Origin of the sequence: Acinetobacter sp. CS-2, from assembly GCF_016599715.1 — a bacterium.
Taxonomy (GTDB): Bacteria; Pseudomonadota; Gammaproteobacteria; order Pseudomonadales; family Moraxellaceae; genus Acinetobacter.
Genome location: NZ_CP067019.1, coordinates 2899354 through 2912227, shown reverse-complemented (window position 1 = coordinate 2912227; position 12874 = coordinate 2899354). Strand labels below are relative to the sequence as shown.

General features: G+C 40.1%; 14 protein-coding genes and 2 pseudogenes. 10 read left to right on the top strand and 6 right to left on the bottom strand.

The window, feature by feature from the left end; all coding sequences use genetic code 11:
- Nucleotides 1-31: 31 nt before the first annotated feature.
- The 3 genes from JFY49_RS14350 to JFY49_RS14340 all read left to right on the top strand — a co-directional run bounded on the left by JFY49_RS14350 (nucleotide 32) and on the right by JFY49_RS14340 (nucleotide 2955).
- Nucleotides 32-854 (top strand): IS5 family transposase gene (locus tag JFY49_RS14350; protein WP_107010335.1). Its coding sequence is split into 2 segments (ribosomal slippage): nucleotides 32-412 and nucleotides 414-854, totalling 822 coding nucleotides; the frame shifts between segments, so codons are not numbered across the junction.
- A gap of 72 nt (nucleotides 855-926) precedes the next feature.
- A complete protein-coding gene (locus tag JFY49_RS14345; RefSeq protein ID WP_227609476.1) occupies nucleotides 927-1145 on the top strand; it encodes a hypothetical protein in 219 nt (72 codons plus the stop codon).
- 175 nt (nucleotides 1146-1320) lie between these two features.
- Nucleotides 1321-2955 (top strand): PglL family O-oligosaccharyltransferase, encoded by a 1635-nt coding sequence (locus JFY49_RS14340; RefSeq protein ID WP_200223271.1) that lies wholly within the window; start codon nucleotides 1321-1323, stop codon nucleotides 2953-2955.
- A gap of 61 nt (nucleotides 2956-3016) precedes the next feature.
- On the opposite strand, the gene bfr is transcribed toward JFY49_RS14340, so the two are convergent.
- The 6 genes from bfr to gmk all read right to left on the bottom strand — a co-directional run bounded on the left by bfr (nucleotide 3017) and on the right by gmk (nucleotide 7911).
- Nucleotides 3017-3481, bottom strand: coding sequence for a heteropolymeric bacterioferritin subunit Bfr (gene bfr, locus JFY49_RS14335; RefSeq protein ID WP_092820182.1), 465 nt, complete (start codon nucleotides 3479-3481; stop codon nucleotides 3017-3019).
- A 253-nt stretch (nucleotides 3482-3734) separates the two neighbouring features.
- Nucleotides 3735-3929, bottom strand: a complete 195-nt coding sequence (locus JFY49_RS14330) for a bacterioferritin-associated ferredoxin (protein WP_086174534.1) — start codon at nucleotides 3927-3929, stop codon at nucleotides 3735-3737.
- A gap of 222 nt (nucleotides 3930-4151) precedes the next feature.
- A complete protein-coding gene (locus JFY49_RS14325; RefSeq protein ID WP_092820181.1) occupies nucleotides 4152-4535 on the bottom strand; it encodes a RidA family protein in 384 nt (127 codons plus the stop codon).
- 69 nt (nucleotides 4536-4604) lie between these two features.
- On the bottom strand, nucleotides 4605-6710 hold the full coding sequence (locus tag JFY49_RS14320) for a RelA/SpoT family protein (protein WP_200223270.1): 2106 nt from the start codon (nucleotides 6708-6710) through the stop codon (nucleotides 4605-4607).
- 219 nt (nucleotides 6711-6929) lie between these two features.
- A complete protein-coding gene (gene rpoZ, locus JFY49_RS14315; RefSeq protein ID WP_004896248.1) occupies nucleotides 6930-7211 on the bottom strand; it encodes a DNA-directed RNA polymerase subunit omega in 282 nt (93 codons plus the stop codon).
- Between the two features lie 76 nt (nucleotides 7212-7287).
- On the bottom strand, nucleotides 7288-7911 hold the full coding sequence (gmk, locus tag JFY49_RS14310) for a guanylate kinase (protein ID WP_086197186.1): 624 nt from the start codon (nucleotides 7909-7911) through the stop codon (nucleotides 7288-7290).
- A 134-nt stretch (nucleotides 7912-8045) separates the two neighbouring features.
- On the opposite strand from gmk, the gene ispH reads away from it, so the two are divergent.
- The 7 genes and pseudogenes from ispH to JFY49_RS14275 all read left to right on the top strand — a co-directional run bounded on the left by ispH (nucleotide 8046) and on the right by JFY49_RS14275 (nucleotide 12869).
- On the top strand, nucleotides 8046-8996 hold the full coding sequence (gene ispH, locus JFY49_RS14305) for a 4-hydroxy-3-methylbut-2-enyl diphosphate reductase (RefSeq protein WP_200223269.1): 951 nt from the start codon (nucleotides 8046-8048) through the stop codon (nucleotides 8994-8996).
- Nucleotides 8997-9161: 165 nt separating this feature from the next.
- Nucleotides 9162-9593: a Tfp pilus assembly protein FimT/FimU gene (locus JFY49_RS14300; protein ID WP_166168623.1), complete on the top strand. Its 432-nt coding sequence runs from the start codon at nucleotides 9162-9164 to the stop codon at nucleotides 9591-9593.
- 19 nt (nucleotides 9594-9612) lie between these two features.
- Complete coding sequence (pilV, locus tag JFY49_RS14295; protein WP_200223268.1) at nucleotides 9613-10098, top strand: type IV pilus modification protein PilV; 486 nt, start codon at nucleotides 9613-9615, stop codon at nucleotides 10096-10098.
- A pseudogene (locus JFY49_RS14290) lies at nucleotides 10088-10432 on the top strand (PilW family protein); the annotation flags it as partial. The gene pilV and the pseudogene JFY49_RS14290, both read left to right, overlap by 11 nt.
- Nucleotides 10433-10487: 55 nt before the next feature.
- A complete protein-coding gene (locus tag JFY49_RS14285) occupies nucleotides 10488-11516 on the top strand; it encodes a transposase (protein WP_200223267.1) in 1029 nt (342 codons plus the stop codon).
- A 16-nt stretch (nucleotides 11517-11532) separates the two neighbouring features.
- A pseudogene (locus JFY49_RS14280) lies at nucleotides 11533-12186 on the top strand (PilW family protein); the annotation flags it as partial.
- On the top strand, nucleotides 12183-12869 hold the full coding sequence (locus tag JFY49_RS14275) for a pilus assembly protein PilX (protein ID WP_166168626.1): 687 nt from the start codon (nucleotides 12183-12185) through the stop codon (nucleotides 12867-12869). The pseudogene JFY49_RS14280 and the gene JFY49_RS14275, both read left to right, overlap by 4 nt.
- Nucleotides 12870-12874 lie beyond the last annotated feature (5 nt).

Here is a 12874-nt window from a genome sequence, read left to right as displayed (position 1 = left end):
CGAAAGTAAAAACCACCTCAATCTAAGTTTCATGAGATATCAGAACTTAAACCGTTTTTCAGATTCTGAATTTAAACGCTTGGTTGGCGTACCTCGACCAGTTTTTACCGAAATGGTAGAGGTTTTAGAAAAAGCAGAATCACTCAAAAAGAAATCAGGTCGTCCTCATACTTTAGCTATAGAGGATCAGTTGTTATTAACGCTCAATTACTTACGCAACTACAGTACTCAACTGGAATTGGCGGCACACTACCATATCGCTGAAAGTAATGTGAATCGAACCATTAAAAAGGTTGAAGATGCATTGATGAAATCAAGATGTTTTACTCTGCCAAAACGAAGCATTACCACAGCAGACGAACACTTTAACTGGGTCATTATCGATGCGACAGAATGTTCAATAGAACGCCCGAAAAAAAAATCAGAGTAAGTTCTACAGTGGTAAAAAGAAGAAACATACGCTAAAAGCACAAGTGATCTATCATCCGAAGAGCAAACAAATCATAGGGCTAGATATATCGAATGGCAGTCAGCATGACATTAAACTGGCAAGAAAAACGGTTAAGAAATTCAAACATTGTGAATATGTTATGACCGATTTAGGGTACTACGGATTAGAGCAAGATGGCTTTAAATTATTGATGCCAATAAAGAAAAAGAAGAATATACCCTTATTTGATGTTGAGAAAAAGTACAATAAAATGATTGGAAAAATACGAGTTGTGATCGAACACATCAATAGTCAATTGAAGACATTTAGAATATTAAGTGAACGCTATCGAAATAGACGGAAAAGATTCGGTTTACGCATTAACTTAATCGCTGCACTGGTAAACCGGATAAATTTTCAATAATGACTTTCGCAAGAGATCTATTTTTTTGATAATTTTAATACTAGAGCTAGATGGGTGGCACTTTATCCAAGAATGACAGTTGATCATAATGAATTAATATATTCTCAATATATGGTTAAGTCATATCTAAAACCTTATGATTTGCATAAATCTGCACAATTGTTAGCTTTTAATAACTATGAAAATGAAGCAATTAGACAACTAAAAATACTTAAGATTATGTATGGAATAAATATTTCATATGAAAAATTATTAGATGATAATGATGCTGGTTTTGTAAGAAAAGACTGAAATAACTTTTGATTTAATTTCTATGAAATATTTTTTTATTATATTTTTAAATATAATATTGATAGTTTTTATATTATTAATGTTATTTTTTATGTTGATAGAAATAATTTAAAATTTCAACAAACGATAGCCTTTTGAATTATCATATTGCACAGTACTATAACTGTATCACAGCATGAAATTCCTCCTTCTTCTCTTAGCCAGTGTCTTTATCTCACTGGCTTGGCTTCTGCCTATCCATTACCGCCCTTGGGTTACCTACACAGGTGAACTGTTTGCTTTTTTATCGCTATTTACTTTGGCTGCCATTTATTTAAAAGACAAAATTAAATTGCCAGTGATCAGTCTGCTGCTATTATTTCTCGCGACTATCCCGCTGGTTCAGTATGGGGCAGGTGAGCTCTTTTTCTTTGATAAAGCCTTGATATGTAGCTTATTTGTCCTAGGGTTCTGGCTGAGCGTGGTGGTTGGCTATAACTTGTCGAGCGAGAAAGCAGACCGGGCAAACATTTTTACCGGACTCAGCTATGTGTTTCTCATGGCGGGAACAGCGACAGGTGTGATTGCCATTTGTCAGTGGCTCACCCTGGATGCTTATATCCCCGGGATGGTGGATATGCCACGTGCTGTTCGTCCCTATGCCAATTTTGCCCAGCCAAATAATATGGCTACTTTTTTGCTTATGTCCCTTTTGGCCTGTTTATATTTATATGAAACCAAAAAAGTTCAGACCAAATGGCTGGTTCCAGCGGCATTCATTATGTTGGTGAGCGTGGCATTAAGCCAATCCAGAACCTCATGGGTGGCTTGTGTCTTTATTCTGGTTTATTTGGCTTATCAGCAATTTAAAGGTTATATCCATATTAAATGGTATTCTCTGGCGGCATGGTTGGGTGTCTTTATAGGATTAGTCCTGGTATTGCCTGTCATTGGGAGCTATTTAACCCAATTATTGGATATACAGATTAAAGCTGTCGATGTGGCAAGACGCGCTACAGGGGATATGTCGCGTTTAGCCATCTGGAATCAAATGCTGCATGCCATTATGGATCGTCCATGGTTTGGTTATGGCTGGAACCAAACCAGTGTTGCATATACCCTGGTCAGTGATCATTTCCAGGGACCGGTGTGGATTCGTAGCGCACATAATTTTATTCTCGATTTTATTTTGTGGAATGGCGTAATTATAGGCTTGCCGTTTCTGGCTTATTTTGGCTATTGGGGTTATCAGCTAAATAAGCGCGTCAATTCTGTTGAATCTGTAATCGGAATTTTAATGGTGGGTGCAGTATTGATTCACGCCATGCTGGAATTCCCGCAGTACTATGCCTATTTCCTGCTCCCGGTCGGTTTTATTATTGGTCTGGTTCAGTCACAACAGGCAGATACCAAAGTTGTGACCCTTTCACCCAATTATATGCGGGTTGCTTACGGTTTATTTTTCTTGTTGCTGATTCTGATCGTTCGGGATTATTCAGTGATGGTTCCTAAACTCAACCAAACGCTACGCTATGAAAAAGTACCGGAAAAGATCACCAATCAGGATCAGGTTTACTTGCTGGAAGAATTTAACCGGCGTATAGACTGGATTCGTATGAATCCCTATAGCAAGGTGAGTGCACAGCAACTTGAAGAAATTAGGGAGATGGTGCTTAATTATCCGACCTCCTATGATCTGCTCAAGTATGCCAAAATACTGGCTTTCAATGGCTATGAACAGGAAGCCAGACATCAGCTCTGGTTGTTGAAAAAATTACGTAAAGTCGATTGGGACTATGCGTCATTGGCCCAGCCTGCGGCCAAAAAGTAAAATTTTAAAAAGTGAATGGACCAACTCAAACAGCCAGTCAATCGACTGGCTGTTTTTAAACTTAAATTTGGCTTTGAATGTAGTTTTCGATACCGACTTTCTCGACCAGATCAAGCTGGGTGGTGGCCCAATCCAGATATTCCTCTTCTTCTTCTAGAATTTCCTGAACAAGATCACGGGTGACATAATCCATTTCCTGCTCGGCCAAGCTGACCGCTTTTTGCAGGGCTTCAATATTTTCGTTGACTTTACGTACATCGCAATTCAGTACTTCAACAGTATGCTGACCGATGTACAACTTGCCTAAATTCTGTAAGTTAGGCAGGCCTTCAAGAAATAGGATGCGTTCAATAATTTTATCTGCATCTTTCATTTGCTGAATCGATTCTTTGTATTCTGCCGAACCCAGCTTCTCAATTCCCCAATCGTTAAACATGCGTGAGTGCAGGAAATACTGGTTAATGGCAGTCAACTGGTGATAAAGCACCTGATTTAACTGATTAATGACGTCACGATTGCCTTTCATTGTAAGTTCTCCATCAACAATTTTTTGCCTTCACAAGGGGTCAGGCAATCAAAAAAATGATTATTGCAAATATCTTAAACAACAAGCAAAACAATGGCGAGTAGTTTATTGAACAGCAAATGAAAATCGCAATCAAGAACGATAATAGGCGCTATGCTACACGGGCATGTATAAAAAACCCGCCTAGAGTCATAAGCGGGAGAGGAGAAAATGATCTTTTGATCATTCTGTTTCTCATTGAAATAATCGGGTTTTAAGCTGCCACAGAGATGCGGGCTGCAATTTCTGAAAGTTCTTCGCTAATAATGGCGCGTGCTTCAGGGGCGCAACGGCCACAACAGGTACCTAAATCAAGCAGGTCACGAATTTCACGATAGCTTTCCGCACCATTTGCAACAGCATCTTTAATATCTTGATCGGTAATACCACGACATAAGCATACGTACATTTGAACTGGCCACATAAAAGTGAAATGGGATAAGTGATATTATTGATAATTATTATCGTTTGTCAATGAAATTCATTTGAAATATCATTTATTTTGATTGAGTTTTTGAATAAAAAAATAGCACCTGAGCGGAAATCCGAGTGCTGCTCGGATTTCCGCTCAAGATGAATTAATCATTTGGAAATGAGTTTTGAAACGTGGGTATTTAATGAATTTTATAAATTATTGATTAATAATTACAATACCATCCATTTCAACCAAAGCCCCTTTAGGCAAGCTGGCGACACCTAATGCTGCACGTGCAGGGTAAGGCTGGGCAAAATATTCACCCATAATCTGGTTGACCAGCTGGAAGTGGGAAAGATCGGTCAGGAAGATATTCAGTTTGGCGATATCTGCCAATGAGCCACCGGCTGCTTCACAAACGGCTTTCAAGTTATCAAATACACGGCGAATTTGTGCCTCAATGCCTTCAACCAACTCCATACTGTAAGGATCTAAACCAATTTGGCCTGAAAGGTACAGGGTATTTTCAACTAAAATCGCTTGAGAATATGTACCAATGGCTGCAGGTGCATTTTCAGTATGGATTACTTGGCGGGACATCGATTTCTCCTTATATCATCTCTATGCATCATAGCCTAAATTATTCAATAAGAGTGACTTATGTTTGAACTAACTGGCTTTGGATGCTTCAGCAATGTTAATGGGCTGGGCTAAACGGGTAATGCGTGGAAAACCAAAGTGCATACGTAAATCCCGAATAATCTGGGCAATTTGCTTGCGGTTATGCACCACAATATGCACATAGGTTTTGCCTTCATGGGCATGAACCATTTCTACACCGGTTTTTTCTTTCCGGCACTGATAAATCAGGTCAGAAATCTGTTCATCATTCATCAGCATATCAATGCTTAAATAGGCAGTGAAACTGATGTCATCGAAATCTTCAGATGTCCAGTGCAAGGGCATAATATTTTCTGGATGCAGATGCTGTTCATGCAACAGGTTATGACAACGCGCACGATGTACAATCAAGCCACGACGTGAGAGATGTCCCTGAATTGGATCACCAAGCACTGGATTGCAACAATGGGCGTATTTGACATCTACGCCTTCAGTGCCTTGAATAAGACGGGTAGAAGACTGGTTATCCAGGCTTTGTCCTTGTGCAAACAGGTGGTTGGCCACTAATTGCGGTAACAGGTCGCCCACGGCAATCTGTTCAAATAAGTGTTCCTTAGATTCGATATGTCGCCATTGCAATATATCGATCCAGTCTGCTTCGGTTAAATCTTTGATGGAGCGATTAAACAGTTTCAGCGCACGGTTCAGGGCTTGCTGGCCGACCAGTTGCTGTTCTTCAATATCCTGATCACGCAAAATATTCTGGATGGCACGACGCGCTTTTTGGGTATTGATGAAGCTGAGCCAGTCCGGATTTGGAGTTGCCAGGACGTCGGTAATAATCTCGATCACTTGCCCACTGACCAGTGGTGTGGAAAGGGGACGGGTTTCGCCGTTTATTTTTGCTCCGACAGCATGGTTGCCTAAAAACAGGCTGGCTGAATAAGCAAAATCGACGGCTGTAGCCCCTTGTGGAAGTTCGTGCAAATGGCCATGCGGGGTATACACCCAGATTTTTTCCTGATGCAGATAATCCAACAGATCACTAAAAGTGGTTTTGGCACATTCACCATCCACCAGTACATTCAGGTTCTGCATAGACGCCTGAATGGCTGAGCGGCAGGCCTGCGGTGCATTTTCACCCAGGACCACGCCAAAACGGGCAGCCTTACGCATCAGCTCGGTCTGAATAGTCAGAGAGAGCGTGGTTTTCTCGCCTTTTAAGCGCATCATTAAAGACTGGTTGCCACCTGGCAATGGACGGCGGATATGATCTTCATAATGTAGAATCTGGAAATTTTCGCGCAGAATTTCTGCTAGGCGGTCACAGTCGGCAATACTTTGCAGGATAATCTCAAAAGCATGGCTGTGGGTGAGCTCTTGCAGGTCAATATCGTTTTTGACGAAGTGGCGCAGCAATTCAATATTGTTATTTTTCTTTTTAATACGGCCAGTAATCTGGTGCTGTTGCAGCAGTTCAGTCAGGTTTTTTTCCCAGATACTCTGATATTCACAGCGTTTCGGTTTGGTTTGTAGCAGGGCATCCTGAACATTGTTAAACATATCCAGGTCAAGATTTTGATAGCACAGATGTTCCAGGTTGTCGGCCATCTCGTTCATGCCGACGATACGCGCCATCGGCACAAAAATATCAAAGGTTTCCTGGGCAATACGTGCCCGTTTATCGGGGCGCAACGAACCTAAAGTGGTCATGTTGTGATAACGGTCAGCCAGTTTGATAATAATGACACGCGGGTCTTGTAGAGTAGCTTGCAGAATTTTACGGAAAGATGCAGCTTTATTATATTCTTTATCGCTGGAATGACTGAGTTTGGTCACGCCATCAACCAGCTCGGCCACCGTGCGGCCAAATTTTTCAGTAATATCTTCTTTGTTGAAATCGGTATCTTCAATCACGTCATGTAGCAAGGCAGCCATCAGGGTTTCCGCATCTAGACGCATATGCGAAAGAATGCTGCTGACTGCAATTGGATGCAGGATATAGGGTTCGCCACTTTTACGGGTGATGCCGTCATGGGCAATATCGGCATAATCGCAGGCCACAAGCACGCGCTCGACATCACTTGCACTTAAGTAAGCATCGATAATAATTTTGAGCTGTTGTTTGGCTTGGCTGACCTGTGGGCCTGGCATATAACACCTTTACTACTTCAGTTTTTACAATTTAAATCGCTAGAGCTCTAATGAAAAGCATATTGCATGACTTGTCAATTTTTTCGTCTAAAAAAGCAAAAAGATAAATCCTAAATCAGTTATCTTTAATCTTATGTTATAACGGTTATTCAGCCAATATTAAAGTTGTGCAATAAAAAAAAGCCTAGTTAAAACTAGGCTTTTTTACGATATTTTTTCTTATTGGAAAGAAAAGCCATCTAAATTCAAATTGTTTGCAGACAGTGCAAGGTCAAGGCTAGAGGTTTGATAGTCTTGATCACGTTGTTTCAGGATATCTTTAGAAACATGACCTACTGCAATTTCACGTAAAGCAACCACAGTTGGTTTGTCGTTATCCCACTCTACAGTTGGTTCAATGCCTTGACGTGCCAATTGACGCGCGCGTTTGCTTGCCACTAGTACAAGCTCAAAGCGGTTGTCTACATGGTCTAAACAATCTTCAACGGTTACGCGTGCCATAAGAATTCTCGTTTGAATATTAAATTTGAACAGACTCGGCAGTATAAAATGCTTTGCCTGCAGACTCAAGTTTTAATCACGGTTCAACAGGAGTAATTAATTTTTCAATCAATTCCTGATGACGGGTTGCCTGCTGTGAAATCACTAAACGATTGGCAATAATCACACATTCAAGATCATGCAGTGCCTTATTAAAGTCATCATTAATAATGACATAATCAAAGTTTGTATACTGCTGCATATCTTCAACTGCACAGCCCAAGCGACGCTCAATTACTTCAACGGAGTCAGTGCCACGGTTAGATAGACGCTGGCGCAAATCAAACTGGCTCGGCGGTAAAATAAAAATTTGTTTGGATTCAGGAAAAAGTTTGCGGACTTGATCTGCACCTTGCCAGTCAATTTCAAGTAAAACATCATGTCCTTTGGCCAGCTGCTGTTTTACAGTCGCTTGAGCCGTACCGTAATAATTGCCAAACACTTCTGCATATTCAATAAAACCGCCTTGCTCAACCAAGGCAATAAAATCTTCTTTTGTTGAAAAATGATAATGGATACCGTCAAGCTCACCGGGACGTTGGCCACGCGTGGTGTGAGAGACAGAAACGTGCAGATTGGTCACACGGTCGAGAAGGGCTTTAACGAGGGATGTTTTGCCTGTTCCAGATGCAGCAGAAACGACAAACAAGAGACCCGACATGATATTTTTCCTGATATGATAAAATATCTTCTCTATTTTAGAGCAGACTAAGGTCAAACTAAATAGCTGATCGTAGTTTGTTTGCATTTATTTCAAATTATTCCGCTCAACTTCGGGTGAACATTGAGGATCTTATGGAAATTGTATTGGCCAATCCACGTGGTTTTTGTGCAGGTGTCGACCGAGCAATTGCGATCGTCAACCGGGCACTGGAATGCTTTAATCCGCCTATTTATGTGCGTCATGAAGTGGTGCATAATAAATTTGTGGTGGATGATTTACGTCAGCGCGGTGCAATTTTTGTTGATGAACTGGATGAAGTTCCCGATGACAATATTGTGATCTTTAGTGCACATGGTGTGTCGAAAGCAGTACAAATTGAGGCGGAGCGTCGCGGGTTAAAAGTCTTTGATGCCACCTGTCCGCTTGTCACCAAGGTGCATATAGAAGTGACCAAATATGCGCGTGAGGGGACGGAAGCTATTTTAATTGGTCATGAAGGTCATCCGGAAGTGGAAGGCACCATGGGGCAATATGACAAAAAAAATGGTGGCGACATTTATTTGGTGGAAGATGAGCAGGATGTAGCTGCTTTAAAAATACAGCATCCTGAAAAAGTGGCTTTTGTCACTCAGACCACATTGTCAATTGACGATACTGCCAAAGTCATTGATGCTTTACGTACAAAATTCCCTCATATTCAGGGACCGCGTAAGGATGATATCTGTTATGCCACGCAAAACCGTCAAGATGCAGTACGTGATTTGGCAACTCAATGTGATGTGGTTTTGGTCGTCGGATCTCCTAATTCATCAAATTCAAACCGTTTGCGTGAGTTGGCGGAGCGTATGGGGAAACATGCTTATTTGGTGGATAATGCCGATCAGCTTGATCAGGCCTGGTTTGATGAAAGTACCAAAATTGGGGTAACTGCTGGTGCATCGGCGCCCGAGATTTTAATCAAACAAGTGATTCAGCGTTTACAGGACTGGGGCGCCAAAGCACCAGAAGAACTGGCAGGGCGTGAAGAGAACATTACCTTTAGTTTGCCGAAAGAGTTACGTATTCCTGTAACTCAAGCCTAAAGTGCGAAATAGATAACAATCTATTTCTCTTTTAAAAAAAAAGCAGATGACTGGCATGTAACAGTCATCTGCTTTTTTATGCCTTTTATCTTTATTTGTGTAAGTTTTGTAATTTAGTCCGATATTATTTTTTCTAAGGTGAATTTTTGTTGCCTTGGGGAAAGTATGAATAAAAATAAAGGATTCACTTTAATTGAGTTAATGATAACGATAGCCATACTCGCAATTATTGCAACGATGGCTGTGCCTTCTTTTACCCAAACAATTCGAAAAAACCAACTGATAAGAGATACACGTGATTTTGTAGATTTGTTGGCAGAAACAAGGTCTGAGGCAATTTTTAAACAAGGTGAACGGGTTTTGGCCGTGGATAACAGTGTTTCAACATTCTATAAAAGGTGGGTACCAAATCATGTGACGAAAGACAGTGGTGATGCCAGCGTCACTTTCAATCGTTTAGGGCAATCCAAAATAACAACCAATGGTCAGTGTTTTGTATTTAAACATAATCATGATGCAGCTTTGAAAGCGTATGTCTATGTGCAAAAAGGTGGAACGGTAGTTTATAACAAAGTGGCAACAAGTTGCCCAACCTGAGAATAAGGAATAATTACAAATGAAAAATACTCAAAAAGGGGTTGGGCTCGTAGAGGTGCTGGTTGCACTGGTGCTTTTAAGCATTGCTGTGTTAGGTTTTGTAGCATTGCAAATAAGGGCTATGGGGGCTAGTGCAGAGGCTGGAATGAATGTTCAAGCTTCTAATATTGCTAGAGATTTAGCAGAAAGGATGCGTGTGAATCGGAGTGGGTTGGTCGGTTATGTTGACAATAATGAAGCTGATAACTGTGCGACAAGTTTTTGTGATTCTACAAAAATGGCGAACTACGATTTTAGACAAGTGAAAACAAGAGCAACTAATTTGGGCATGAGTATAAATGTCCTAAATTGCCAGGGTTCTACTCTGGTTCGCAAATGCATCTATGTTGCCTGGGAGGGTACAACGGCAACAAATGGTACGGGAAGTCCAAACTGTACCAATGGCACTGCTTATGTCCCAAATGCCAAATGTATCATTATGGAAGTATATAACTATGGCTCATAAGCACTATACCTCGGGCTTTACTCTGATTGAATTAATGGTTGCTTTAACTTTAGGTTTGCTTATCGTTGCAGCGGGTTTGGCTGTATTTTTAAGTAGTTCGCGTTCTTTGGGATTACAGTCAGGAATGAGCGAATTACAACAAAATGCTAATTTTGGTTTATCTTTGGTCGCACATGATTTGCGTCATACCAATTTGAATACTGTATCTGCACAAAAAATAAATAATATTGTAAATGGTTCAGGGATTATTTTTAAAAAGGAAAATTTGCCTGCAGCATTACAAACAATCACCAATTTGGAAACTGAATTGGTCAGTTTACAAGACAAAGATACTAGGACTTACGCATTGACGGATTCAAAAAAGTATTAAAATACTTTATAAAGTATCTGTGATCAGACGAATTAAAAATGCTTCTACAGCAACTTGTACTCTACCCATTTATATGGGCTTTCTCATGACAGAACCGAACTCTATTAGCTGCACACAACTTGCCGAGACTTATAACATCTCGCATGATAGTGTAAATCGCTTTCTAGAGCGTGAAGACTACACACCTCACGACCTATATCAAGAAGCAATTCAACATATTGATAATAATAAACTTATAGTCAGTATTGATGATACTGTTTTAGATAAACCGTATAGTCAGCATATGGACTTAGTTAGCTATTTTTGGTCAGGCAAACACCACCGATCCGTCAAGGGTATTAATCTCATTACCTTGTATGCGACAGATCAAAATGGTCAAAATATTCCAATTAATTTCCGAATTTATGACAAATCTGAAAGTAAAACCAAGAATGATTACTTTATGGATATGTTAAGTGAAGTACTCAGTTGGGGTGCAAAGATTCAATTTATTACAGGTGATAGTTGGTATTCATCGACTGGAAATCTAAAAACCATAAGAAAATATGGTATTCGATTTATGTTTGGTATCGACTGTAACCGTAAGGTTTCCCCAGAAAAAGGACAATGGTTTCAACTGCGTTTATTGCCAAATTTCCATCAGGGTCAAGTGGTCTGGCTCAAAGATTTTGGCTTTGTACAATTATTTAAGACTCAGTTAAAAGAACAGCAGAGGTTTTATATTGTGCATCAAGATGAAGATGATTTATTGTCCTTTGAGAGTTTTCATGAATTACATTCAAGTCATTGGAAAATAGAACAATATCACCGGGTGATTAAACAGGTTTGTCATATTGAAAAGTTTCAAGTAAGACGATCTAAACTGATTTTGAATCATATTTTTTCAGCCTTGATGGCCTACGTCGAGATACAAAAGAACCAGTTTGAGCGGATCTTTGAAAATGTATATCGTTGGCAGAAGAAATTATTTAGACCAATGATCAAAAACTTCATTGATGACTTTATTCTCGATAAAAATCATCTGCTACCACAGAGAATCTATAAATAATACTGCGTAAGTCCTAGATACTGATAATACTACAGGTAAAAGTGACCGTTTAACTATTCAATATAGCCCTGAAACCGAAAGCATTATTAACTGTGAGGGAGCAACAGTAGGAAGTGCTGCTGTACCTGCTTCAAATTTGGTAATTATGCAGCGTTATTATTTGGCTGCTAGTCCACAGCAAATTACAGGTGAACCAACGGTTTACTCATTATATTGTGATGCTGGTTCATATCCTAAAAGTGCGGCAACCGTAATTTCTGGCTTAGGTGTCCATGGTTCCAATAATGCTCAGCAAATGATGCAGCGCGTAGATGCATTTAAAATACGTTTAGGAGTGAAAAATCCTTCTGGTCAATTCCGTTATATGACTATCGATGAGTACATCGATGAAATGGATGGCATTCGTAATGCATGTGCGACACCAATTGTTGAAGATACCTGTGCAAAAAATTATCTACAAGTAACGTCAATGGAAGTTGGTATTTTATCTCGTTCGACAGGGACGATTGGAGCTGATGCAAGTTTAAATACCCAAACTACTTTTAATCTTGCAGGTGCGAATGTAGCTTTGGATGGTAGCTTTGGAAAAGACATCATTAATAAAAAATATTTACGTCAAGCCGTGAATCAGGTTGTAGCAATTCGGAATACATTGGGGGCATCACAATGAAACAACAACAAGGTGCAACGCTTATTACGGTTTTGATTGTATTGGTGCTTGTGACATTACTGGGCACAATTGCTGTGAAATCTGGAATTTTAGGACTGAAAATTGCAACTAATAGTCAGGTGAATGCTTTATTGATGGGGAATTCTGACTCTGCTTTATTTAATATCGAGAACCCCGATCAAGTGGCAAGGCAGTTGGCATTAGATGGCATGTTTGCTTATTTCAACTCTTCAGCAAACGCTAATGATGAATTGGTATTTTGTTATCGTGCATCGGAAAATTCTTTTTTTAAATTATCTAAAGCTAGCGCGATTACAGCGGATGGATTAACGACCAAGATTGGTGTTGATGGCTTTTGTAAAGCCAATCAATTCGCAATGGGGCGTTCTGCAGTGCTCTCACAAGTATATTTAACCAAAAATATTACAACATCCACACCATTCGGTGGCGCGCCCAAAGGAACAAGTCTTGGGCAAAGCAATGTACCTGTAACAACAAATAATCTCGGGGCAACTGTCATTTCAGTCTTACCAAGTTTTTCGGGTGCAACTGCTGGCGAAATAGAATCCTGTTTCAAGCAGCGTGCTTCGGCAGTAGGGGCGTGTTTTGAGGGGTTAGGTATTCCCTATAACATGCAGCATTCAGACTATACCGTTGGCGGTCAGCCGAAGTTGACATCGTAAAGAAA